At 65.2% G+C, this 23,080-nt stretch carries 22 protein-coding genes; 9 read left to right on the forward strand and 13 right to left on the reverse strand.

What is annotated here, in order from left to right:
• Positions 1-40: 40 nt before the first annotated feature.
• Positions 41-829, reverse strand: coding sequence for a class I SAM-dependent methyltransferase (locus G404_RS0103730; protein WP_028639905.1), 789 nt, complete (start codon positions 827-829; stop codon positions 41-43).
• A 151-nt stretch (positions 830-980) separates the two neighbouring features.
• On the opposite strand from G404_RS0103730, the gene G404_RS0103735 reads away from it, so the two are divergent.
• Both G404_RS0103735 and G404_RS0103740 read left to right on the forward strand, forming a co-directional pair.
• Positions 981-1,892, forward strand: coding sequence for an SPFH domain-containing protein (locus G404_RS0103735; protein WP_028639906.1), 912 nt, complete (start codon positions 981-983; stop codon positions 1,890-1,892).
• Positions 1,893-2,000: 108 nt separating this feature from the next.
• The gene (locus G404_RS0103740) at positions 2,001-3,284 is read left to right on the forward strand and encodes a nucleotide sugar dehydrogenase (RefSeq protein ID WP_036520241.1); all 1,284 of its coding nucleotides are present in this window, start codon (positions 2,001-2,003) and stop codon (positions 3,282-3,284) included.
• Here G404_RS0103740 and G404_RS17930 read toward each other — a convergent pair.
• From G404_RS17930 to G404_RS0103755, 3 genes are all read right to left on the reverse strand, one after another.
• Complete coding sequence (locus G404_RS17930) at positions 3,217-4,569, reverse strand: capsule biosynthesis protein (RefSeq protein ID WP_051280108.1); 1,353 nt, start codon at positions 4,567-4,569, stop codon at positions 3,217-3,219. The genes G404_RS0103740 and G404_RS17930 overlap by 68 nt on opposite strands.
• Before the next feature lie 84 nt (positions 4,570-4,653).
• Positions 4,654-5,775, reverse strand: a complete 1,122-nt coding sequence (locus G404_RS17935) for a capsular polysaccharide export protein, LipB/KpsS family (protein WP_211230724.1) — start codon at positions 5,773-5,775, stop codon at positions 4,654-4,656.
• Positions 5,772-6,935: a glycosyltransferase family 4 protein gene (locus G404_RS0103755; RefSeq protein ID WP_028639908.1), complete on the reverse strand. Its 1,164-nt coding sequence runs from the start codon at positions 6,933-6,935 to the stop codon at positions 5,772-5,774. The genes G404_RS17935 and G404_RS0103755 overlap by 4 nt, the downstream gene beginning before the upstream one ends.
• Positions 6,936-7,164: 229 nt before the next feature.
• Between G404_RS0103755 and G404_RS0103760 the strand changes: the two genes are divergently transcribed.
• Genes G404_RS0103760 through G404_RS0103770 form a run of 3 tightly spaced genes read left to right on the forward strand, consistent with a single transcriptional unit; the run spans position 7,165 to position 10,581 of the window.
• Positions 7,165-7,881 carry a hypothetical protein gene (locus tag G404_RS0103760; protein WP_156906180.1) on the forward strand — a complete coding sequence of 239 codons (717 nt, stop codon included), beginning with the start codon at positions 7,165-7,167 and terminating at the stop codon, positions 7,879-7,881.
• Positions 7,874-10,114, forward strand: coding sequence for a glycosyltransferase (locus G404_RS19735; protein WP_051280112.1), 2,241 nt, complete (start codon positions 7,874-7,876; stop codon positions 10,112-10,114). Before G404_RS0103760 ends, G404_RS19735 begins: the two co-directional genes overlap by 8 nt.
• Positions 10,111-10,581 (forward strand): hypothetical protein, encoded by a 471-nt coding sequence (locus tag G404_RS0103770; RefSeq protein WP_028639910.1) that lies wholly within the window; start codon positions 10,111-10,113, stop codon positions 10,579-10,581. The genes G404_RS19735 and G404_RS0103770 overlap by 4 nt, the downstream gene beginning before the upstream one ends.
• A 53-nt stretch (positions 10,582-10,634) precedes the next feature.
• Here the strand turns inward: G404_RS0103770 and G404_RS0103775 are convergent, their stop codons facing one another.
• Genes G404_RS0103775 through G404_RS0103810 form a run of 8 tightly spaced genes read right to left on the reverse strand, consistent with a single transcriptional unit; the run spans position 10,635 to position 18,177 of the window.
• Complete coding sequence (locus G404_RS0103775) at positions 10,635-11,738, reverse strand: cellulase family glycosylhydrolase (RefSeq protein ID WP_169719679.1); 1,104 nt, start codon at positions 11,736-11,738, stop codon at positions 10,635-10,637.
• A complete protein-coding gene (locus tag G404_RS20595; protein WP_028639912.1) occupies positions 11,731-12,480 on the reverse strand; it encodes a hypothetical protein in 750 nt (249 codons plus the stop codon). Before G404_RS20595 ends, G404_RS0103775 begins: the two co-directional genes overlap by 8 nt.
• A complete protein-coding gene (locus G404_RS19740; protein ID WP_084600992.1) occupies positions 12,477-13,223 on the reverse strand; it encodes a Stf0 family sulfotransferase in 747 nt (248 codons plus the stop codon). Before G404_RS19740 ends, G404_RS20595 begins: the two co-directional genes overlap by 4 nt.
• Positions 13,224-13,231: 8 nt before the next feature.
• Positions 13,232-14,545 carry a glycosyltransferase family 4 protein gene (locus G404_RS0103790; RefSeq protein WP_028639914.1) on the reverse strand — a complete coding sequence of 438 codons (1,314 nt, stop codon included), beginning with the start codon at positions 14,543-14,545 and terminating at the stop codon, positions 13,232-13,234.
• Between the two features lie 48 nt (positions 14,546-14,593).
• Entirely contained in the window at positions 14,594-15,562 is a 969-nt protein-coding gene (locus tag G404_RS17950) for an FkbM family methyltransferase (protein WP_051280114.1), read from the reverse strand.
• Complete coding sequence (locus G404_RS17955; protein ID WP_051280116.1) at positions 15,543-16,256, reverse strand: ABC transporter ATP-binding protein; 714 nt, start codon at positions 16,254-16,256, stop codon at positions 15,543-15,545. Before G404_RS17955 ends, G404_RS17950 begins: the two co-directional genes overlap by 20 nt.
• Positions 16,253-17,056, reverse strand: coding sequence for an ABC transporter permease (locus G404_RS0103805; protein WP_051280162.1), 804 nt, complete (start codon positions 17,054-17,056; stop codon positions 16,253-16,255). Before G404_RS0103805 ends, G404_RS17955 begins: the two co-directional genes overlap by 4 nt.
• On the reverse strand, positions 17,050-18,177 hold the full coding sequence (locus G404_RS0103810) for a KpsE/RkpR family capsule polysaccharide export protein (RefSeq protein ID WP_051280118.1): 1,128 nt from the start codon (positions 18,175-18,177) through the stop codon (positions 17,050-17,052). The genes G404_RS0103805 and G404_RS0103810 overlap by 7 nt, the downstream gene beginning before the upstream one ends.
• Before the next feature lie 239 nt (positions 18,178-18,416).
• Here G404_RS0103810 and G404_RS0103815 point away from each other — a divergent pair, with 239 nt between their 5' ends.
• The 4 genes from G404_RS0103815 (at position 18,417) to G404_RS0103830 (ending at position 22,353) form a co-directional block, all read left to right on the forward strand.
• The gene (locus tag G404_RS0103815; protein ID WP_051280163.1) at positions 18,417-19,613 is read left to right on the forward strand and encodes a polysaccharide biosynthesis/export family protein; all 1,197 of its coding nucleotides are present in this window, start codon (positions 18,417-18,419) and stop codon (positions 19,611-19,613) included.
• A gap of 119 nt (positions 19,614-19,732) precedes the next feature.
• Positions 19,733-20,896, forward strand: a complete 1,164-nt coding sequence (locus G404_RS0103820; RefSeq protein WP_211230725.1) for a lactonase family protein — start codon at positions 19,733-19,735, stop codon at positions 20,894-20,896.
• Between the two features lie 3 nt (positions 20,897-20,899).
• Positions 20,900-21,751 carry a Rossmann-like and DUF2520 domain-containing protein gene (locus G404_RS0103825; RefSeq protein WP_028639919.1) on the forward strand — a complete coding sequence of 284 codons (852 nt, stop codon included), beginning with the start codon at positions 20,900-20,902 and terminating at the stop codon, positions 21,749-21,751.
• Positions 21,748-22,353: a DUF938 domain-containing protein gene (locus tag G404_RS0103830; protein ID WP_028639920.1), complete on the forward strand. Its 606-nt coding sequence runs from the start codon at positions 21,748-21,750 to the stop codon at positions 22,351-22,353. The genes G404_RS0103825 and G404_RS0103830 overlap by 4 nt, the downstream gene beginning before the upstream one ends.
• A gap of 34 nt (positions 22,354-22,387) precedes the next feature.
• On the opposite strand, the gene G404_RS0103835 is transcribed toward G404_RS0103830, so the two are convergent.
• Positions 22,388-23,038 (reverse strand): MarC family protein, encoded by a 651-nt coding sequence (locus G404_RS0103835; RefSeq protein ID WP_211230726.1) that lies wholly within the window; start codon positions 23,036-23,038, stop codon positions 22,388-22,390.
• Positions 23,039-23,080 lie beyond the last annotated feature (42 nt).

The following is a 23,080-nucleotide window of genomic DNA, read 5'->3' on the forward strand; positions in this document are numbered from 1 at the left end:
CGCTTAGCCCAAGGGACGCAGAAGGTGAACCCTCAGCAGATCAGGGCTTGCCCGGCGCAGGCGTGCCGACGACGATCCGCAGCGACCCGGCAAACTCCGGTTGCCGGCGCAGCCACCCATGGCACCGGTCCCATTCGCCCGACGCCAGATCCGCTGACAGCACCCGGTCGAGCCGCTGTACCACCGTGGCATCGACAAAGCTCCACGCCGAACAGGCGCGGCGTGCGGCGGGATCGAGAAACATTTCGGGCCGGCCATAATAGGCCTCCTGAAATCCATCGCGGCAATCGAGCGGGATCGGCACATCGATCACGTCGACCGTGCCACCCAGCGCGGCGGCAATGCGGTCCATTGCGGGATAACGACGCGCCTCGACCGCCAGCACTTGCGGGGCATACTCGTTCAGCCAGAACGCCTCGACCACCAGCGGGTCTGCTGTCATCACCACCACGGGGCCGCGCGCGACACGGCGCATTTCGGTCAGGCCGCGTTCCAGATCGGGCCACTGGTGCACCGAAAACGTGGTCATGGCGGCATCGAACGTGCGATCGGCAAATGGCAGCGCTTCGGCCACCGCGTCGATCGCCGGGGGCAGGTCCGGCGCGCGGCGCGCGCGCATCGAGGCCGATGGCTCGACCGCGGTCACCACGCGGTCGCGCGGTTCGTACGACCCGGTTCCGGCGCCGACATTGAGCACGGTGCGTGCGTCGCCAAGCGCGGTTGTAATCATCGCGCCAATGCGCGGTTCGGGCTGGCGATAGCGATTGTAGACTGCACCGATCATGCCATAATCGGCATCGCCCGCACTGCCATCGTCATGGCGGTTCATGCGCCCATCTCCCCGGTGACCTGTCTGCCGTTCATGCCCGAAGTTCGTGCCTGGCGCCAATCGGCAATCGCTTGGACAATCGCCAGGTCTGACTTATTCACGACACCGCGATGGCGTAACCGGCAGGTTGGCGGTTTGGTGGGGAACGAACATGGATATCGTGTTGACGACGTTTGGATCGATGATCCTGTTTTTCGGCCTGGTTGCAGCGTTGAGCAGTTTTTACACGGTGAAAACCGCAGAAGCCGCGATCATCACCCGGTTTGGCCAGTTTCAGCGCAGCGCGCCACCGGGTCTCGGCTGGAAAATGCCCCTGATCGACCGCATCGACGGCCGGATCAGCCTGCGCGTCAACCAGATCGCGCTGACCATGGAAACCAAGACGCATGACAACGTCTTTGTCACCATTCCTATCTCGGTGCAGACCCGGGTGCGGCCCGAAAAGATCTACGAAGCCTATTACAGCCTTTCGGACCCGGTGGCGCAGATCAAGGCCTATGTCGAACAGGTCGTGCTGGGCCATGTGCCCGGGATGACGCTGGACGAAGTGTTTGCCAGCCAGTCGAGCATCGCGGCGGCGGTGAAGCAGGAACTGGATGTCGACATGTCGGGGTTCGGCTTTGAAATCGTCAACGTGCTGGTCACCGACATCGTGCCCGATGCCAAAGTCAAGGCGGCGATGAACGACATCAACGCGGCGCAGCGTGAACAGGTCGCGGCCAACGCGCGGGGCGAGGCGGAGAAGATTCTGGTGGTCAAAAAGGCCGAGGCCGAGGCCGAAAGCAAGGCGCTGCAAGGCCACGGCATCGCCAACCAGCGCCGCGCGATTATCGAAGGCCTGTCGAGTTCGATCGAAGGCTTTCAAAAGGTCATGGGCGAGGCGACGGCGCAGGACGTGATGCAACTGGTGCTGGTTACGCAATACTTCGACACGCTGAAATCGATCGGCGAAAACGACAAGACCAACACCCTGTTCCTGTCGCACAGCCCCGGCGCGGTTCAATCGATTTCCGAACAGATCATGCAATCGATGCTGGGGGTGGCCGAGGCGACCAAGCCCTGACCGCAAAACGGTCTGGCGTTTACCGCCGATAAGGGGATCGCTGCTAGAATCGGCCGGTCGGCGCAATCGCGCGCCTGCCTGCCAGTTCAGCGGATTGCCCGGATCATCATGAAACCTGTCGCGCGGATCGGGGTTGTCGGTCTTGGCTATGTCGGGCTGCCGCTGGCAGTGGCGTTTGCCCGCCAATACCAGGTTACCGGGTTTGACATCGGCGCCCATCGCATTGCCACTTTGCGCGCGGGCCACGATTTCACCGGCGAAGTCAGCGCTGAAGACCTGGCCGCAGCGCGGCTGGACCTTACCGAAGATCCGGCTGACCTGGCGCATTGCCCGATCATCATCGTTACGGTGCCGACGCCGGTTGACGACGGACATCGGCCCGATTTCGGCGCGCTGGAGGCGGCTTGCGCCACTGTCGGACGGGTTATCCGTCCGGGCGCGATCGTGGTATTTGAATCCACTGTCTATCCCGGCGCCACCGAAGAAGTCTGCGCGCCCGCCATCGAGCGCGCGTCGGGTCTGGTCAGCGGGGTGGATTTCAAACTGGGCTACAGCCCCGAACGGATCAATCCGGGCGACAAGGACCATCCCTTCGAAAAGATCGTCAAGGTGGTGGCCGGGCAGGACCGGGCCACGCTGGACACACTGGCCGCGTTGTATGGTTCGGTGGTCATCGCGGGCATCCACCACGCATCTTCGATCAAGGTGGCAGAGGCGGCCAAAGTGATCGAAAACACCCAGCGCGACATCAATATCGCGCTGATGAACGAGATTTCGAAAATCTGCGATCTGGTTGGCATTTCCACGCGCGAAGTGCTGGCGGCGGCCGGCACCAAGTGGAATTTCCTGCGGTTTTATCCGGGTCTGGTCGGCGGGCATTGTATCGGGGTCGATCCCTATTACCTGACCGCAAAGGCCGAACAATTGGGATACCATCCGCAAGTGATCCTGGCCGGACGGCGGATCAACGATGGCATGGGCGGCTATGTCGCGCAGCGCACGGTCAAGCTGGTGGCGGCGGGCGGCCGCGCCTTGCGCGATGCGCGGGTGGGCATTCTGGGCCTGACGTTCAAGGAAAACGTGCCCGACATCCGCAATTCCAAGGTTTACGACATCGTGCGCGAACTGCGCGAATTCGGGGTCGAGCCGCTGGTGCACGATCCGCTGGCCGAACCCGCCGCAGCGGCGCAGGAATTCGGCATCGCGCTCAGCCCGCTTGACGCCTTTTGCGACCTTGATGCGGTGATCTGTGCGGTCAGCCACGGCGCCTATGCCGCGCTGGGCCAGGCGGCGATTGCGGCGATGGTTGCGCCGGGCGGCGCGATCATCGATGTGAAGGCGTCGCTCGTTCCGACGTCTTTGCCGGCGGGTCTGCGCTATTGGAGCCTTTGACGCGAAACGGCACCACCTGGCCGGCACTTTGCACGGGTGTCTCGGCACTGGTCCAGATCAACCCGGTGGCCGAACCACGCCGATCAAGCCGGCGATAGAAATTGCCGTTGATCTGTGTTTCGGCGATCAGGTCGCAACGAAACCGGTCAAAGGCTTCGCGGTCGGGCGGATGGTTTTCAGCCTGCGTCCAGAACCGGTCGAGCGGTCCCTGAAACGTCAATCCGGGCAGGTCATACAGCGCATCCCCCAGCGTGATGGTCGGGCGGCCACAGCCTATGGCCGCCAGCCCGGTGGTGCTGTTGATCACCACCGTGCCCCGGCAATGCGGCAGGATCGTGGGCATATGCTGATCGTGGATATAGATCACGCGCCGTGCGCACCCGGCCCCGCGCGCCGCGCGGCGGATCAGACGGGTATAGTCACGATATCCGCGATCCATCGGGTGATGTTTGAACACCAGCATGGTGTCGGCTGGTGCGGTGCGCGCAAAGCTGGCGACGGTCAGGGCAATGAACCCTGGTACCCCGCCCAGATCGGCGTGGGCATGCACTTGCGCATCGTTGTGCACCTGCAAGGGCACCAGGAAAAATCGCCCCGACCAGGCGCCGGTCAACCGTGGTGCCATGGTGCGTTCGGCCAGGCCATACCACGCCTTGCGCAAAGGCGAACGCAGCCACGGGATCGCCTCGGCAAACCCCAGCGGGCGGTGGTGGCGGTAATGGGCAAACCACGGCCGCGACAGACTTGCGGCGGCAAAATAGAGAAACCCCCACAGCACCATCGGCCAGAACGAACGCGGCACCGGCTGCACCGGCCTGGCGCGCATTGGCGCGATGCGATCATCGCGCGCGGTGCGCAGGCGCAGGCTGTTGCCATTGACCCCGTGGCGTTCCAGCGTCACGAAATCTGGCCGCAGATAGCCCTCTTCGAACACGCCGACTTCGATCCCCATGCGCGTGGCCACGGCATGCGCGGCGGCGTGGATCGGGCGACAATCGCCGAACAGGAACACCAGATCGATGTCCAGATCGGCCATGTGGCGTGCCAGCCAGTCGGGCCAGGCATGCATTGTTCCGCGCCAGGTGACCGTGCGGCAGGCCGTGTTGCGCGGGCGGAACAGCCAGTCGCCGCCGTTGAAATCAATGCGAAACACGTGCGCCCCGGCGCGTTCCAGATCGCGCGCCAAACGGGCGAAGAACGGACCCACCGGACCTTGCAGCAGCAGGACGCGGCGCCCTGCAAAAGCCTCGATCCCGCCCTTGATCACCCCACCGTCCTTGCCCATGTGCCCATCTGCCAACGCAAAAGCGGCACTGCGGCTTATCAAGCCCGCCGTGGCATCGACAGGGTGGCAGGCGCAGGACTGGCGTCAATCCGGATTGATCCGCAGGCCGCGGCCGATGAAGGCACGTGCCAGCACCCGCCCCTTGCGCACCTGCCGCAGCCAGAAACCGCGGGTCAGCCGGTCGGGATCGGCGCTGGCGCGCAAACGATCGCGTTCGGACGCAATTGCCGCGATCGCCTGTTCGGCGCTGACCGGTCGCTGCGCCTGCGGGTCCCAGTAATACGGGTACAGCAGCAGTGCGCCCGCGCACAACTGATCAAGCGTCAGGCGCCGCCCGCGCCGTGCCCAGGCCGGATGATCGGCCGCACAATCGCGGGTCAGCCCCCATCCGGCATAGAACGGCGCGCCATACGTCACCACCGCCACCCCGCGCAGCAGCGCATCGAACCCGGCGAGCGACGTCATTGTGTGGACGGCATCGGCGCCCGCCAGGCACGCGATGATCGAGGCGCGGCGTTCGACATGATCGGCCAGGCCCCGCGCATCGCGCGCGGCATGGCCGTGCCGATTGCCGCTCAGCACGTCGGGATGCGGTTTGTAGACGATAAAGGCATCGGGCCGTGCCGTGCGCGCAGAGTGCAGCAGCGCGCGATTGGTGCGCACGGTGCCGCCGCCCCAGGCGATCGAGGCATCGCTTTCGACTTGCCCGGGCACCAGCACCACGGGCCGGCCCCGGCTGTCCCATGACGGGGGGGCAGGGTCCTCGATATTGTACTTGGTCAATCCGTGGACCACGATTTCGGCGCGCAACGCGGTGGCGCGGGCGCACAGCGCGGCGTCGAACGCATGGGTCGCCAGCAGCGTTTCCAGCCGCGATGGGCACGTGGCATCGAAATGGATGCCGCACGGGTCGAACACCAGTGAACGCGGCGCAATCAGATCCGACCCCAGCCCGACCGAGCGGATGAACCCGTCTTCGATCCGCACCAGCCGCGCCCCGGTCTGCGCGATCAGGTCGTCCAGCCCCGCTGGCCGCGCGGCGCCCCACACCATGATCGCGTCACCGGGTCCGGGGTTCATCGCGCGGGCCGCTGCGACATCGCGGACAAACACCACCGGATCTGCCGCGGCGCGCAGGATCGGGCCCAGGTTCCATGCACGCCATCGGCGAAATCCGATGACGAGCGCGCGTTTGCGAGCGTTCACCACAGCTGCTCGCGCGTCAGCCAGGCCTCGACTTGCGCAAAATGACCGGGCCAGCACGGCGCGCGATAATGCGTCATCGCTGCCATCTGGTGCCGGCGCGCGGGCCCGTCGGTGATGAAGGCCTGCACCGCGGCCAGCCAGCCCGGGCCGTCGGTGGGATCGATCAGCAGCGGGATCGATCCGGCAATCTCGCGGAACACCGGCAGGTCGCTCGCAATCACCGGGGTTGCCAGCTGCAGCGCCTCGATCACCGGCAGGCCGAACCCTTCGGCAAACGAAGGCATCAGCAGCGCGCGCGCGCCGGCAATCAGCGCGGCCAGTTGCGCGTCGTCGGCGCGGCCCAGTTCGATCACATGCGCGGCGATGGCCGGATCGCGGTCGATCATGGCCTGGGCCAGTTCTGCTTCCCACCCGCGTTGCCCGACAATCACCAGCAGCGGCGTGGCGGGGCCCATGATCTGCACCAGGCGCTGCCACACCTGCAGCAGGCAGACGTGGTTTTTGCGCCCCTCGATTGTGCCGACCGTCACGAACCACGGTCGATCGATCCGCGCCGGGGCAATCCCGGCCGGCAATTCGGGGCTGCCCAGCCAGGCGGACAGCACCGGCGGCAGGGGCATCTGGCGCTTTGCCGCATAGTGCGCCAGTTCGTGGCGCGTCGCTGCCGAATTGACGATGATGCCGCTGGCACAGGCCAGGGCATGGCGCATGCGCAGATCATGCCGCTCCGCCTCGCCCGGGCGGCAGAACTGCGGATGGGTGATCGGGATCAGGTCGTGCACCAGAAACACCGCGCGCAACGCATTTGCCGCGATCCAGCGGGGCAGCGCCGGATGATCGAGCCCGGTATGGCCAATATTGCAATAGACCTGCCCGCGGCAATCGGCACGGCTTGCGCGGCCGGCCACGGTGGCGGGCAGCGTTGCGGCAAACGCAGCGCGAAATCCCGGACCCTGCGCCAGCAACAGGTCGAACAGCCGCCGCGATTGCCGCGCCGGTATCACGCGCACCGCCCCGCGCCATTGCACGACGGCGCGCGCGCGATCGGCAAACCGATGGCAATAGGCCAGGCATACCCGATCGATCCCGGTGGGCAGGCGGCCTGCCCACCGGCGCCAGACCAGCCGGCTGACATCGAGCAGAAGGGCGGGGTGTTCCATCGCCATCCGCTCATAGGCCGCAAGGCGTGCCGCAAAAGACGCAATCGCTCGGAAACGGAGCATGGTGCGCTACCAATCTGCCCGCCCTTGCTTAGGGATCGCGGCATAGCGGATGCGCGGCGCGGCAGCGCGCAACACGGCAGGCAGGTGGCAAGTGGAATTTCACCCGATGACATTTCACCCGATGACATTTCACCCGACAGCATTTCACCCGACGACATTTCAACCGATGACTGGGCAAACGGACGAAGTGATCAGCATCGTGGGCGCAGAAGATCCCTATGTCGACGCGCAAACCCTGGCCCGCCTGGCCGAGGTTGTGCCGGCTGCAACCGCCGTGGCGCCATTCATCGCGCCACCGTCGCGCTTTGACATGGCCTGGCAGCCATCGGTGACGCGCGCAGGACAGATCGCCAGGACGATGGACCGGGCGCGGTCTGACGATCGCTTTCTTGGCGCGATCGCCCGCGCCGATGCCGCGCGCGATGCGGGCCACTGGCCCGAGGCGCTGCAGGAATACGGCATGGCGCTGCAACTCTGGCCGCTGCACTGGGGCTATTGCATTCAATATGCCCACATGGCGAAAGAGCAGGGATCTCATTTGCTTGCCGAAATATGGTACCGCAGCGCGGTGGCGCTTGGCGCGGTGCCCGACATGGTTGACCCGCATCTGGCCTATGTTGCGCGCGCCAACGGGTCGGATTTCGTCCGGTGTGCCACGCCCGATCTGGATGTTGCGCCGATGCTGGCCCCGCCCACGGTGCATGATCTGCGCCTGCTGGGGGCGTTGACCCGGGTGCGCGGCCTGTCTGACGAGGCGTGGATGCTCGATCTGTTGCGGCATATGCCCGACAATCGCGCGGTCCTGATGCAGATGCTGCAGATGCCCGAATTCGCACGCAACAACCGCGACTTGCTCGACATCGTGCAGGCCGATCATGGCTGATACGCATCCGGCGGTATCGATCGTCGTCAACACCTATAACCGGGGGGCCTGGCTCGACGATGCCTTGCGGGGGCTGGCGGGGCTGGATTATCCGATGTTCGAGGTGATCGTGGTCAACGGCCCGTCAACCGACACCAGCGCTGCGGTCATCGCGCGCTGGGGCAAATCGATCAAGGCGCTGCGCTGCGATCATGCCAATCTGTCGGTGTCGCGCAATATCGGCATTGCCGCGGCTGCGGGCGAAATCATTGCGTTTATCGACGATGACGCCGTGCCCCATCCGCAATGGCTGCGCCGCCTGACCGCAGCCTATCGCGATCCGGCGGTGGGGGCGGTGGGCGGCTTTACCATCGACAACACCGGGACGCATTGGCAGGTGCGCAAAGTCGTCTGCGATCGCTATGGCAATGCGCACCCGGTGACCGATCTGTTCGACGAACGGCCGCTGAACCGGCCGGGCAGCGCCTTTTTCCCCAGCCTGCTTGGCACCAATGCCTCGTTCCGGGCGCAGGCTTTGCGCGGCATTGGCGGGTTTGATCACACATATGCCTATCTGCTGGATGAAACCGATGTGTGCCTGCGGCTGGTCGATGCCGGTTGGCAGGTGCATTACGAGCCGCATGCGCTGGTCTGGCACCAGTTTGCCCCCAGCCACATTCGCTCGGGCGAATGCGTTGCGCGCACGCTGTACCCTTCGGCCGTGTCAAAGGGCTATTTCATCACGCGGCACGGTTCGCCGGGCAATCTGGCCGGGGCGGGCGAAGCGCTCGACAGCTATCGCCGCGAATTGCTGGACGTGAACGCGCAATTTGCGGCCAGCGGCACGATCGATGCCCGGCATCGCCACGCGCTCGATCAGGATCTGTTGCACGGCCTGCGCGACGGGCAGCGCCTGGCAATGGCTGCAGGACACAAGACGGTCGGCGATCTGGCGCAAGTCGCCCAGCGCCCGCCGCGCCGGTTTCAGCCCTTTGCGGTGGCATCGGGCCGGCGCATCGCGCTGATCAGCCGGGGTTGGCCGCCGCACAACGACAATGGCATCGCGCGCTGGACGCAGCTGGTGGCGCAGGGCCTGTGCGCGCGCGGGCACAAAGTGCACATCCTGACCGAGGCAATCGACGGGGCCCGGGAAACGATCTCCTTCGAGCAAGGGCTGTGGATCCATCGCCTGTGTCCCGACGAGGCCAGCGCCCGCACCGGGGCGCTGGTCGAACGATATGGTCTGCCATGGCGGCAGGCGGCCTGGGCAGACCGGGTCTGGCAAGAAGCGCAGTTCCTCAAATCGTTCGGGCTCGATTGCGTGTCGTTTCCGATCTGGGATCTCGAAGGCCTGCCGTTGCTCGATGATCCGGATTTCGTCACGGTGGTCAGCCTGCACACGACTTATGCTCTGGCCCAGCCGTTCAAGCCTGAATGGACCGAACGCCCGCTTTTGGCGCATCGCCAGGTTGCGCCGATGATCGCCGCCGAAACCGCCGTCTTGGCGCGCGCGCCGCATTGCCTGGCCAACAGCCGGGCGATCATCGCCGCCATTGCCGATCGTCACGGGATTGATCTTGCCCCGCGCGCCACGGTGGTGGAGCACGGTACGCCCGACCCGTGGATCAGGCGCGCAGCCGCAGCAGAGGCGCGCCGCGTGGCCCGACACGACCATGCCCCGTTGCGCGTTCTGTTCGTCGGCCGCTTCGAACAGCGCAAAGGCTTTGATATTGCGGTGCAGGTGGCACAGGCGGTGATCGACATGCCCAATGTCGAACTGGCTTTCCTGGGCGGCGAACTGGATGGTGCAGCGCGTGCGCTGATCAACCGGCTGGGTGCGAGCGCGATCCTGCATCATCCGCGCATCCATTTTGCAGGGGTGGTGCAGCGCGATTGCCTGGACGATGCCTATGTCGGGGCGGATGTTGCGCTTATGCCCAGCCGGTTTGAATCGTTCGGGCTGGTCGCGATCGAGGCGATAGCGGCGGGCCTGCCGGTGCTGACGCTTGATGCCGGGGCTTTGCCGGACGTGGTTCGCGACGATCATGGCGGACGCATCTTTGCCCAAGGCCCCGACGTGGTGCAGCAGATTGCCGCCGAACTGGTGTGGCTGAACGTCGATCGCGAAGAACTGGCGCTGCGCGCGGACCAGGCCCGCGCCGCATGGGCCGCACGCTATAGCACCGAGGCGATGGCGCAGGGGATCGAGGCCTTTGTTGCGCACGTCCTGGCCACGCATGCGGGCAAGGCATGACGATCGATCCGCAATGGCTGAACGATGTGATCGCGCTGGTGCTCGCGCGCCAGCCAGAAACCGCAATGATCCATGAACTCGCAACCGTGCTTGAACTGCGCGAAGAAGTGCTGCCCTGGCTGATCCTGCGCCAAGGCGCATTTGCCGATGATTCCCAGATCCGCGCACAGCTTGAGCACCTGTCGCATCAGCCCCGTGGCGCCACGTCGCATCGCCCCGCTGCGCCTGCGTTGTGCGCGCAGGCGATTGAACGCGACCATCTGGCCGAGCACGTCTTGCGCGCACTGGTGGCGCAGTCGACTGACAGCACCGCGCTTGCCGATACGCTTGGCGGGCTGCTGCACCGGCACAACCAGCTGCGATCGGGCAGCGCGGGATATGATTTTCGGCGCCGCGTTGTCGAACAGGCCCCGCCAGCGCCGGACGATGGAACGGGCCTGCCCGCAGCGCCAGATTGCGGTCGCTAGGCGGCGGGGGCACGTTTTCGCCAACTTCGTCTGCGCCGTGCAACGCTTGGCATTCAGCGGTGCGTGTGGAACCAGTCGGTCAGCAACTGGCCGTTGCCATAAGGTTGCTGGCTGGCCTCGCACGTGCCGGCCCAGGTGGCAAACGTGGTCGCGGTCTGGGGGGCATCGGCCTGAAACAGCGTGCCGGGGAAATCGAACGACCATCCGACCACGCCCATGCGGCGTTGCCACAGATAATTCAGCAGGGTCTTTGCCAGTTCCGGTGCATTGCCGCCGCAACCGGTGCGCAGCGGTTCATCGGGGCGGCGGGCCAGGGTCCATTCGGTGGCAAGGCAGGCGTGTTGCAGGCAGAAATTGCCGAATGCCGCATCCCACCCCGCCGCGCTGTCGAAATGAAACTGGCTGACCGACAGTTGCGGATGAATGCCGAACACCACGCGATGGTCGGGATCGGTGATCGGCGGGGTGCCGTCCAGCCATTCGGCCCCGCGTAGCCCGCTGACCACCACGATCTGGCGATGGAAACCGGCGTGCCGCACGTGCGCAACCAGCGCATTGTGCGCGGCCTGCCACGTGGCAAAGGTGGCGGGGCCGGGCATGCCGGCGGGTTCGTTGAACAGATCCAGGATCAGACCGGCATCGTCTTTGGACAGCATCGGCAGCAACGCGGCCCACGCATTGCCGGTGGTCTGGCCGGGCACGCCGGCGTCGCCCCTGACGCCCGCCGCGCGTTCCCACTGCATGCAGATTATCACGGTCAGCCCGGCCGCGCGGAACATGCGGATCGCGTCGACCACTTGCGCGCCATAGCCCGGATCGTGGACCGGATGGCCGGGGTCGAGGCCATATTGTGAAACCTCGATCGACACGGTGTCGGCGCCAAAGGCCTTGATCTGGACAGGCAATTGCGGTCCGAACCGGCCGTGCGCCACGTGGATCGCGTGCCCCACCGTGCCGTTGTCGAGCGCGCTTTGCGGGGTTACGCGGCCCACCAGCTTTACCCCCTTCATCGCCCAGGGCCTGCCATCGCGCAACAGCACGCCGTTCGCCATCGTGATCTGTCCGGCAGGGCCTGCGTCGTGCGCCAGCGCTGGCGATACCTGTGCAATCAGCAAGGCAATCGCGACATGCAGGCGGCGGAACCCGGCTTTAGCCATTGGCCGCGACCTTGGGGTGCGGGTGGCACTGGCGGCGGACAATCCGGGTGAAATGCCGGTACAGCGCAAAGTCGAACGCATTGCGCGCGATGAAATCGCCGATTTCGCGCTGGCTGACCCGCAGGTGCCAGTCATCGCCCAGCCGGGCCCGGGCGGCTTCTGCATCGAACCGGTTGAACCGGCGCGGTTCGGCGGCAATGCCAAACCGGGGCAACACCTGCGCCATATTGCCCTGTTCCACCACGATCACCGCTTCGAAGCCTGCCAGCACCGCCAGGGCATGATCCAGATCGGCAGGCGTGGCCGTGTCTTTGGGCCAGAGTTGACCCAGAATCCTGGTATAATAGTTGTCCGACCGATAGAGTGCATCGCCGTTGATATAGTCGCCAAAGCGCATTTCGGGCGCGATCCACCCGGCAACCTTGTCCATCCTGAAATTCGAAATCGCGCGCGCAACCGGTTCGCGCAAGGACGTGAAAAAGCGCAAGTCCGGCAGTGCGTCAAACATGTCAAAGCGTGGAAAATCCCATTCCATCGCGAAGAATTGGACCCCGTCATCGCGATGGCGCTGCAACAGTGCGATCAGGTCCTGGCGCCGCATGCCGCGGTATTTCAGCGGCTTTGCGTCAGCATCCAGCAGATTGCCGTTCTGATGCACCGCCGGCAGGCGCAAGCCGCTGGCCTGCGCCGAACGGATCACGCTGGTGCCGGCGCATTTGTGCATGTGCAGGTAGATGATCATGCCGCAGCAGCACCCGCCGTATCGTCCAGAGCCCTGCTGCGGCGGAACAGGTCGGCCAGATACCGGTCGCGGCACATCGCGCTGTGCGCATCGGCCATTACCGCCAGATCGCTGTCGGTTTCGACCAGGTGATGGCCAAACCGGGCCATGAACCGGGCGATCGGGGCGGCATCAAGCAGCAGGTCTTCATACCACACAACCCACGGCGCAATGGCGGCCCGGGCAAAGAAATCCTGCCACAACCGATCGTGCAGCACGAGTTCGCGCACGCAGGCGTCGATCGCCGCAAAATCATAGCGGGGCGCAGGTTCGGTGATCCGGTCGGCCGATTGGACATGCCAACGGCCGCTGGCGCGCGCGCGCCAATGGCTGACCCCTTGTGCAAAGACATCGCGGCGGCGCAGCCACAGCCAATCTGCGTCGGGAAACTGTGCCGCAAACCGGGCGCTGTCGGCACGACCAAGATCCAGCCGGTGCGCCAGGCGGTTGCGTTGCGGCCACATCAGGCGGCTGGCAAATACCGCGCCTGGCGTTTGCGCCAGCATGGTATCGATCATCGGCGCGACGTCGCCATGCACCGGGACCGCGCGCAGCCGCTCGTGCTTCATCCCGGTCAACCCGTGCCGATCCATGATCCGCCCGATCCAGGTGCTGCCCGACCGGAACGTGGTGGCCATGATTGCGCAGCGCGTCGTTCCGTGGCGGGCAAAGGCCTGGGCCAGCAGATCGGGGGGTGGCGTCATGATCGCGCTCAGGACACCGCGGTGTAGACCTGCGCCAGCCGCTGGCGATAGGCTTCGCGGCTGAACTTGGCGGCCTGAATGCGGCCCCGCGCGGCCAAGTCGGCGCGCAAGGCGGGATCGCCATCCATCCGGCGCACGGCGCGCGCGATCGCGCCAGTGTCATAGGGATCGACCAGCAGCGCCGCATCGGCGGCCACTTCGGGCAGGCTGGCGGTGTTGGATGAAATGACCGGCGTGCCCAGCAGCATCGCCTCGAGCACGGGCAGTCCAAACCCTTCGTAAATCGACGGGAACAGCGTGGCGCGCGCCCCGCGGATCAGGCTGACCAGCAGCGAAAACGGCGCGTAGGGCAGGATCATCACCCGTTTGCGCGTGAATTCGTCGTTTTCGATGGTGCGGCGAAAAACGATGTTTTCCTCGTTCAGCAGGCGCAGCTCGTCTTCGGATTTCCACGCCATCGCGCCGACGATGACCAGCGGAGCATCGACTTTGCTGGCCAGATACCCTTCGATCATGCGGCCGATGTTTTTCTTGGGCTCGATCGAGCCCCAGAACAGGTAATAGCCCTTATAATCGACCCCGACCGCGCCCTCGACTTCGCGCGCGACTTCGTCATCGGGCTTGGCCAGAAATTTTTCGGGGATGTCGACCGATTGATAGGTGTTGGTGATGCGTTCGGGTGCGATCCCGACAAGATCGATCAGATCGCGTTTCGAACATTCCGATACGGTGACGACATGGTCGGCCACGCGCGCGATCCGCTTCATCAGGCGCAAATAGAACCGCTTGTTGTCAAGCGAGGTGTAGGGCAGTTTCAGCGGCACGACATCGTGCAGGGTATAGACATTGGGCCGGCCTTTCAGCCGGATCGGCAACGGATAGGTCCAATGCGCGATGTCGGGCGGATTTTTCATGGTCAGGCGCGACATCATTTTCCACGCGCTGAAGGTTGCGTGGCTGCGCCCGAACACATTGGTCGAATTCACGATGCGGTCGAAATAGGGCAACCGCGCGCTGAACGTGCGCGATACCACGCGGCCGCTGATCGGCACATCAAAGGCATGTTTGGCCAGCGGCCCGGCCAGGCGGCCACGCACCGCCTCGATCGCGGCAGCGATGCGATCGCGGTCGCCATGGTTGGAATCGAAAAATGCAATCTCGCGCATCAGCGCATTGCGTGATGGCCCGGCGCCGTAGCCATAGAGCACTTCGACCCCGTGACCCATTTCATGCAATTCATAACTGAGATTGCGGGCGTACGTCGCAACGCCCGTCCCTTTTTCAAGCCCAAGGTTGCGTCCATCGATCAGGATACGGGTCATGCGTCAGCGACTTTCAGCATAAAGGCGTAAGATGGGATCTGCGCCACATCACCGGCGCAGCACGAGCATGACATCGTCGTGCGCGGCACCCGCCAGCACGTGCTCGGGATTGCATTCGACAATGCCGTCGTGAATATCGATACGGGCCAGCGAAAATCCCGGAGCGATCAGCGCGCGCAGAAATCGCATCGGATCGCGATACCGCACCGGCGTGAATTCCAGCACGACCGTCTTCAACGTGTGCCTGTCCAGCAGGCCCGCCATGCCGGCCCAGATCAATTCCTCTGCGCCTTCGACATCGATCTTGGCCAGTTCGATATCGGCCCAGTCCGGATTCTGGTCGAGCCGCCTGGTCGACACGCGCACCGCCCGGTCGGGCAGGGGATCGGACAATGGCGCGATATAGGCGTTCTTGGGCTCCCCTTGCGGGATCATCAGCATCGCCTCGCCCGCCCGATCGCCCAGCGCGACGCGGTGCGGGCTGGCATGGTGCATGCCGTTGACGGCCAGCGTTCTGGTCAGCAGGTCATGCATGCGGGGATTGGGCTCAAACGCGAACATGCGGCCGTGCGGTCCCACCCAGTCCGCCAGAAGCACCGAGAAATAGCCCAGATTGGCTCCGATATCGGCGACGGTCATGCCGGGTGTGACCAGCGCCGACAGCGCCTCGGTCACCCACATTTCCCAGTACCCGTCGAGCATCAGGTGGCTGGCCAGGCCGATGTCGCGGGTGTCGACATAGCATTTGTACCGCCCCATGATGCGGCACAGCGCGGTGTGATCGCCCAGATAGGCGCTGCAGGCACGTGCGCGCACCGCGGCTTCGTTGTGATCGCGCTCGGATGGCTGCATTGCGCCTGCGGGCAGCAGCGGCAGCGTGATGGCATGGGGATCGGCCATATACCGCGGTGATTGCAGCCGGTTGGGTGGGGTGCCTGCTTCGAAATTGAAAATTCCGGTGGCGGCTTGTGCAGCGGGGGCTTCGCTGATCGCGGCTTCAGGCGATGGTCTGGGCATCGATGCTCCATTCAGGCGAAACCGGATCAACCGGGGGTTGCCACGCCAGGATTGCGGCCAGGGCGTCGTGCGCTTCGTCAAAGCTGTTGAAGGGGTGTAGCATGCCGCCTTCAAGCACTGCGAAACGGTTGCAGTGATTCCGGATGTATTCATTTTCGTGGCTGACCATGATCATTGCGCGGTCGGCACGGCGGTGGAACAGTTCGTGTTCACATTTCTGGCGGAACCGGGCATCGCCTACGGCTGCGACTTCATCGATCAGAAAACAGTCGAATTCGATGATCAGCGAAATGGCAAAGGCCAGCCGCGCGCGCATGCCCGACGAATATGTCCGCACCGGCTCGTTCAGATAGGCGCCCAGTTCGGCAAAATCCTCGACCGCGGCGATGTTGCGGCGAAAATCCGAATGATAGATCCGGCTGATAAACCGCACGTTGTCGCGCCCCGTCAGCGAAGCCTGAAACGCGCCGGCAAAGGCCAGCGGCCATGACACCGACATCGTGCGTTCGACGTGTCCGGAGGTCGCGCGTTCAGCACCGCTGACGACCCGGACCAGCGTCGATTTGCCCGCGCCGTTGCGGCCCAGAATGCCAAGTTTTTCCCCGCGCGCCAGATCCAGATCGATGCCGCGCAGGATCGGGCGCGGCCCCTGCCGCGTGCGATAGGTTACCGCGATCTGGCGCAGGCGGATCATCCGTCCACCGTCACCAGATTGCGCGACAGCATAAGCAGGCTCAGTCCGAGCAGGCTCAGGATCAGCGAGACCGCCACCAGATACCCGGCATCATAATGGGCATGGGCATAGCTGCCGAAATAGCCATCACGGACCATTTCGACCCCGTCGACCATCGGCAGATAAAGCGCCAGATCCTGCACATCGCGCGGCAGCGCATCGACCATGAACGCCGCACCCGACAGCGGAAAGGTCAGATAGGAAAACGGGTGCCACAGTTTTTCGACCAGTTCGCTGCGCAGCGACAGCGTGCCCAGCAGCAGCGCCAGCGCCATGCCGAACCAGGCCAGCAGTCCCCATCCGGTCATGACGGTCAGCAGGTCTTCGGGTGGTTCGAGCAGATCGAGCCCGCAAAATATCACGCCCAGCAGAATGAACGACATCGTCGCGCCGCCCAGTTCGAGCAGCAGCCGCGCCGCGAAAATATCAGGCAGACGGACATGGCGGTGATAGAACAGCGAACGATTGGGTTCGACCGCATTGATGCAACGCCCCGGCATGTTGCGCCACAACAGCACGCTGGAATAGCCGGTCAGGGCAAAGGCGGTGATCGGAATGGTGCTGCCGTGCAGGCTTTTGGTGAGCGACCACAGCACGGTGACGCCAAGGGTGAACAGCATCGGTTCGACAAACAGCCACAGAAACCCGATGTTGTGCCGGCCATAACGCGTCAGCACCTCGCGCATCAGCAGTGCAAACACCACGCGGCCTTGCACCGCCAGCGCCGGGCCCAGCGCGGGGCGATGGTGCGCGGTCACGATCCGTGTTCCCGTATGCCTGCAATCAGCAGCGTGATCACGCCCCACACCACCAGGCTGAACGCCAGGGTGGTCACGATGGCGCGCAGCCGGTGCGGCTCGATCGCCGCGTCGGGCAGGCCCGGTTCGACGATCCGTTCGACATAGCTCGATTTGCGCTGCGCCTCGTTTTCCGCTGCCTCGAGCGAGGCGAGCGCTGCGGCAAGGCGTTTGGCGGCGAAATCGGCGTCGAGCGACAGGCGTTCATAGGCCTCGCTCGAGGCGGCGAGCGACCTGATGCGATTGCCCGCAGTCAGCCCGGACTGTTCCTTGATCCGTGTCCCGATTTCGGCAATCCGCGCATCGAGAGCTGCGATCTGGGCGCTTTGCGGGGCGATGATGGTCAACTGGCGCCGATCGCTGCGCGCCTCGATCAGTTCGTCCTGCAACTTGGCGATCAGCTCGTACTGGATCGGGGCCTGCCGCGTCGGATCGATCACCCCGGCGCTGTTGCGAAACCGCGCCATTTCGGCGCTTGCGTTGCGCGCGGCGGCTTTGGCATCGATCACTTCGTGTTGCGCGCTGGTGATCAGATCCTGCCGCGCGCGCGCGCTCATCCGGTTGACCGTGGTTTCGGCCATGCGCAGCAACCGTTCGTTGAAAGCGCGTGCATCGGCGGCGGTATAGGCGCGTACGCTCAGCACAGTGATCCCTGCGGCGCTGTCGGTATCGACACGCACGTGGGTCAGGTAATATTTGTACAAATCCTCGAAACTGCCGCCAAGACCCAGCGGGTCAAACCGGTCAAGCCGCGCGATCGAGGGCCGGGCGTAGGCGTGGGCGTAGGCATTGCCATGGTTGAGCGCGGCCAGCGCGTCGCGCGACAACAGATAGCTTTGCGCAGCACTGCTTTCAGGCGTGCCGTGGCCCAGCGCCGCCGTGTTGAGCAGCAGGCCCAGCGCAGTCGGCGTGGCCTTGTCCTGTCCGCGCACGATAAAGCGCGATTCCGAGACATAGACGTCCGATGCCAGTACGCCGAACCAGAGGGTCGCCATAAGCGACGGCAGCACGACGCACGTCACAAACAGCGGCCGCAGCCACCAGCGCCGCGACGGACCGGGCAATTCATTGCCGCGTTCATTCATGATGTGCAGACGCCTTTCCGCCACGGTGTGAAGGGCGGCCTAGTGCGGCACGCTTGTGCGGCAAAACCGGATTGCATCAGGATCAGAGCCGTTTCGGCGTGATCGAGGGGCGGCACCGGTGTGGCCGGGAAGCCTCATCCGCGCTGCCACCGGCGCTTTGCCGCAGCGCGCGCAACACCCCCGGAATGGAGCCATACCTGCCACGGCGTCGCCTGCGGTTGCGCTAGAAGGGCGGCATGATGAAAACGACAGATCGGCGCCCCGTGCGGCGCGTGCGGCTCGGCCGCCTGCTGGTTCTGGCGCTGGTTATAGCGGTTGCAGGCTGCAGCCGGTTCGGGCGGTCGGGGCCATATGCCGGCGCGCTGCGCCACGCCGGCGGCGCGCAGGTTCAGGCCGCCGCCATCACCGTGGTCGATCTGACCGCCGCGAGTGCAGCGCACCTGGTGCAGGCCGACCATGGCCAGACATTTGCGCAGGCGCTGGGCGATGTCGCTCCGGTCGGCACGGTGATCGGCAAGGGCGACACGATCGACATTGCCGTGTGGGAGGCGCCGCCTGCAGCGCTGTTTGCCACGATCAGCCCGCCAGGCACGCCGGCCTCGGGCATACAGGCGGCACGCAGCACCGGCCTGCCCGAACAGACGGTTGATGAAACCGGGCGGATTTTCATGCCGTTTGTGGGCGAAGTCGATGCCGCGGGGCGCTCGCCGATCGATCTCGAGCGCGAGATTACGCAACGCCTGCAGGGCAAGGCCAACCATCCGCAAGTGATCGTGCGGATCACGCACAATGCGCTGAAAAACGTGTCGGTGCTTGGCGATGTCGCCGCGTCGGGGCGGTTTGGCGTGACCCCGCACGGCGAACGCGTGCTCGATGCGCTGGCCAATGCCGGCGGAGTGAAGCAACCGGTCACCAAAATGGTGCTGCAGATCACGCGCGGATCCACAGTGGCGTCGATGCCGCTCGACACGGTGATCCGCGATCCTGCACAGAATGTGCGGCTGGCCCCCGACGATGTGGTGACCGCGCTGTACCAGCCGTGGACCTTCACCGTGCTGGGTGCTGCCGGCACCAATGCCGAAGTGCCGTTCGAAGCCACCGGCATGACCCTGGCCCAGGCGCTGGGCCGCGCTGGCGGGCTGAACGATGCGCGCGCCGATATCCACGGGGTGTTTCTGTTTCGGCTGGAAAACCCGGCAGCGCTCGATCCGGCCACGGTTGCCACCGCGCGAACCACGCCCGATGGCCGGGTGCCGGTTATCTATCGGCTGAATATGGCCGATCCGGCGGCGTTCTTCATCGCGCAGGGTTTCCGCATCCGCGATCACGACGTGCTCTACGTGGCCAATGCTCCCGGTGCCGATTTGCAGAAATTCGCCAATACCTTGGCCAATTTTGCCTATGCGGGCCTGGGGATTATCAACCAGGTGAAATGACCGGGCATGAGGCGATCGGCCCACAACAGCGCCGAAGTGCACCATGGTTGTGAAACGCTTGACCTGCGCGCATCGCGGGGGCAGCCCGGGTCGCGTGGTGTTTGGCGGAGGCGTTGCGCATGGTGTTCAAGGTGCTGGCCACGGCCACGGCGATTTTGCTGGCAACAGCAGGCCAGGTCGCGGCGCGATCGGTGCCGTTGCTGATCGGGGCCTATACCGGGGGCACGAACAAGGGCATCACGCTGTATCGGTTTGACGACCGCACCGGGCAGATATCCGCAGTGCCGGTGCAGGTCATGCCATCTGAAAATCCGTCGTGGCTGGTGTTGTCGGCCGATCATCGCAGGCTTTATGCCGTCAATGAAAACGGTGACGGGCGGCGCGATCCGGTGGGGCGGGTTACGGCCTGGCGCATCGATCCGGCGACAGGGCGGATGGCCTTGCTCAATCGCGTGTCATCGCTTGGGGCAGATCCGACGTATGCCAGCCTCAGCCGCGATGGGCGCTATCTGTTTGTGGCGAACTATTCCGGCTCTGCCGATCCGGGCGGGACGCTGGCGGTGGTGCCGGTGGCGGCCGACGGCACGCTGCGCCCGGTGACGCAGATCAAGACGCATCGCGCGAGCATGGCCAATCCGCAGCGGCAGGCCAGCCCGCATGTCCATTCGGTGGTGTCATCGCCCGACGGCCGGTTTGTCTTTGCGCAGGATCTGGGGGCGGACCGGATCTACGTCTATCGCTATGATCCGGCACAGCGCGAGCTGCCCTTGTCGGCGCTCGGGGATCAGCCCTTTGTCGATCTGCCCGCAGGGTCGGGGCCGCGCCATCTGGTGTTTTCCGCCGATGGACGCCATGCCTATGCCACGCTTGAGATGGCGGGGCAGGTGGCTGTGTTTGACCAGGCGCAGGGGCATCTGACGCTGCGCCAGACGCTGTCGCTGGCGCCGGCCGATTTCCGAGGGGCCGTCGGGGCGGCCGCGTTGCACCTTTCGCCCGATGGCCGGTTTTTGGCAGCAACCGATCGCGGCACCGACAACGCGCTGGTCACCTACGCCCTGTCGGCGGCCGATGGATCGCTGCGCCTGGTCGATCGCCACGCGACTTCGGGCAGCGAACCGCGCGAATTTGCCTTTTCCCCCGATGGACGCTTTGTCGTGGTAGCCAACCAGCGCAGTCATGCGGTCGTGGTGTTCCGTCGCGATCCGGCCAGCGGCGTGGTGGGCGACATGGTCCAGTCGCTGCCGGTTGATCAGGCTTCGAACCTGACGTTTGTTGCGCCCTAGGCCGTGCCGGACGCATTTGTCTTTCGCCAGATCGGCATCGTCGGCACCGGGCGCGTGGCCGCTGCGCTGGCGCTGGGGCTGGCGCCGCATGGCGCCTGTCCGATCCTGGTGCTGGGCCGCGGCAGGATCGGCGATACCCAGGCCGCGCGTGACAGCGCAGACCTGCTGAACCGGTGCGATGTCATTGCGCTGGCCGTCGCCGACGATGCGCTGGACATCGTGGTCCGCGATCTGGCGGCCGCGATGGGGGCAAACATGCCGTTTGTGTTTCATGTCAGCGGGCGCAGCGGCGTCGGCGTCTTGTCGCTGCTGGCGGCGCGCGGTGCGCTGACCGCGGCAATCCATCCGGCGATGACGTTTACCGGCGATGCGCCGGCGGAAGTGGCGCGCATGGTTGGCGCGCGGTTTGCCGTGACGGGCGCGGATGCGGCATCGATCGCGCTGGCGCGGTGCATTGTTGCCGCATTGGGCGGGGTGGCGGTCGAAATTGCCGAAGACCACCGCGCGCTGTATCATGCCGCGCTGTGCCATGCGGCGAACCACCTGGTGACGCTGATTGCGGGATCGACCGATGCGCTGGCCAGGGCCGGGGTCGATGATCCGGCAGCGTTGCTGGCACCCTTGGTGCGCGCGGCGCTCGACAACAGCCTGAATCGGGGCATCGCCGCGCTGTCGGGGCCATTGGTGCGCGGCGATGACCAGACCATCGGCCGGCATCTGGCCGCGCTGGCACACGATTGCCCCGATCTGCTGCCCGCCTATCGCGCGATGGCGATGGCCACGCTCGATGCGCTGGATCGGTCGGGCGCGGCGCCAGACCAGGCGCTTCGCGCCCAGCTACAGGATAGGCGATGACCGACCCACGCTGCCAATCGTCGCCTGCCGCCTTGCGCAATCGCGCGCTGATTGCCGCGATCCTGCGCCCGTTGCTGCCCCCGACCGGGCTGGTGCTGGAACTGGCCAGCGGCACCGGCGAACATGTCGTGCAGTTTGCGCAGACGATGCCCGGCCTGATCTGGCAACCGTCGGACCCTTCGCCCGTGGCGCGCGCCTCGATCGTTGCCAGGTGCGAACGCGAAGGGTTGGCGAATGTCCGCGCGCCGCTCGACTGCGACGTGACGGCGGCGACGCAGCCGGTGGAATATGCCGACGCCATCGTGTGTATCAACATGATCCACATCAGCCCGTGGGCCGCCACGCTGGCGCTGATGCAATTGGCGGGGCGGATACTGCCCCGCCGCGGCGTGCTGTACCTGTATGGCCCCTATCGCCGTGCCGATCGTGCGCTTGAACCGGGCAATGCCGCCTTCGATGCCGATCTGCGCGCACGCAATGCGGCGTGGGGTCTGCGCGATCTGGATGCGGTGGTCGCAGTGGCGGCTGCGCAGGGGCTGCACTGCGAAGATGTGATCGACATGCCCGCCAACAATGTGTCGGTGGTTTTGCGCAGGGTTTAACCCGGTTCCAACCGGTTGGCCGACGATGCCTGGATCAGCGCGTGGTGAGGTGCGCCAGGCCGGCGACCCCGATCACGCCGGTCACGATGATCTGCACGCCGACGCACAGCAGCAGAAACGCGACCAGACGCGACATCACGCGTGCGCCGCCCTGGCCGAGCAGCGCGGTGATGCTGTCGGACGCGCGGTAACAGATCCAGATCATCAGTGCGATCGCCGCCGCCGCAAGGCTAAGCCCGCCGAAGAAGCCCAACGGGGCAAAGCCGCTGGTGGGGCGTTGCGAGGATAGCGCGATCGCCACCGCGATCGTGCCGGGCCCGGTGGTCAGGGGCATGGTCAGCGGGAAAAAGGCGATGTCTTCGGCGTTTTGCGCCGGTTCTGCCTGGTGCGCCTTGCGCGCTTCGTGCGCTTCGGGCTGCATCAGCAGGCTCCACGCCTGTACCGCCACGACCAGCCCCCCGGCAATGCGCAGTGCGCTGAGGCTGACGCCGAAAAAGTTGAGAATGTATCCCCCCAGCCATAGCGAGGCGAGCAGCACGATCATGGCATAAAGCCCGATCCGCAGCGCCATGCGCTGCTTGTCGGCGCGCGATCGCCCCACTGTAACCGCGTCGAAGATCAACGCCCCACCCAGCGGATTGACGATCGAAAACAACGCCGGAAACGCCAGCAGAAATGCACCCACTGCGGTCTCAACAGGTATCGGACTGAAATCCATGGCGGGCAA

Source organism: Novosphingobium acidiphilum DSM 19966, assembly GCF_000429005.1.
Lineage (GTDB): Bacteria > Pseudomonadota > Alphaproteobacteria > Sphingomonadales > Sphingomonadaceae > Novosphingobium > Novosphingobium acidiphilum.

Bases quoted from the DNA above. Each gene is read 5' to 3' on its own strand.
- G404_RS0103730 (WP_028639905.1), bottom strand. From the start codon at position 829: ATGAACCGCCATGACGATGGCAGTGCGGGCGATGCCGATTATGGCATG.
- G404_RS0103735 (WP_028639906.1), top strand. From the start codon at position 981: ATGGATATCGTGTTGACGACGTTTGGATCGATGATCCTGTTTTTCGGC.
- G404_RS0103740 (WP_036520241.1), top strand. From the start codon at position 2,001: ATGAAACCTGTCGCGCGGATCGGGGTTGTCGGTCTTGGCTATGTCGGG.
- G404_RS17930 (WP_051280108.1), bottom strand. From the start codon at position 4,569: ATGGGCAAGGACGGTGGGGTGATCAAGGGCGGGATCGAGGCTTTTGCA.
- G404_RS0103755 (WP_028639908.1), bottom strand. From the start codon at position 6,935: ATGGAACACCCCGCCCTTCTGCTCGATGTCAGCCGGCTGGTCTGGCGC.
- G404_RS0103760 (WP_156906180.1), top strand. From the start codon at position 7,165: ATGACTGGGCAAACGGACGAAGTGATCAGCATCGTGGGCGCAGAAGAT.
- G404_RS19735 (WP_051280112.1), top strand. From the start codon at position 7,874: ATGGCTGATACGCATCCGGCGGTATCGATCGTCGTCAACACCTATAAC.
- G404_RS0103770 (WP_028639910.1), top strand. From the start codon at position 10,111: ATGACGATCGATCCGCAATGGCTGAACGATGTGATCGCGCTGGTGCTC.
- G404_RS0103775 (WP_169719679.1), bottom strand. From the start codon at position 11,738: ATGGCTAAAGCCGGGTTCCGCCGCCTGCATGTCGCGATTGCCTTGCTG.
- G404_RS20595 (WP_028639912.1), bottom strand. From the start codon at position 12,480: ATGATCATCTACCTGCACATGCACAAATGCGCCGGCACCAGCGTGATC.
- G404_RS19740 (WP_084600992.1), bottom strand. From the start codon at position 13,223: ATGACGCCACCCCCCGATCTGCTGGCCCAGGCCTTTGCCCGCCACGGA.
- G404_RS0103790 (WP_028639914.1), bottom strand. From the start codon at position 14,545: ATGACCCGTATCCTGATCGATGGACGCAACCTTGGGCTTGAAAAAGGG.
- G404_RS17950 (WP_051280114.1), bottom strand. From the start codon at position 15,562: ATGCCCAGACCATCGCCTGAAGCCGCGATCAGCGAAGCCCCCGCTGCA.
- G404_RS17955 (WP_051280116.1), bottom strand. From the start codon at position 16,256: ATGATCCGCCTGCGCCAGATCGCGGTAACCTATCGCACGCGGCAGGGG.
- G404_RS0103810 (WP_051280118.1), bottom strand. From the start codon at position 18,177: ATGAATGAACGCGGCAATGAATTGCCCGGTCCGTCGCGGCGCTGGTGG.
- G404_RS0103815 (WP_051280163.1), top strand. From the start codon at position 18,417: ATGAAAACGACAGATCGGCGCCCCGTGCGGCGCGTGCGGCTCGGCCGC.
- G404_RS0103820 (WP_211230725.1), top strand. From the start codon at position 19,733: ATGGTGTTCAAGGTGCTGGCCACGGCCACGGCGATTTTGCTGGCAACA.
- G404_RS0103830 (WP_028639920.1), top strand. From the start codon at position 21,748: ATGACCGACCCACGCTGCCAATCGTCGCCTGCCGCCTTGCGCAATCGC.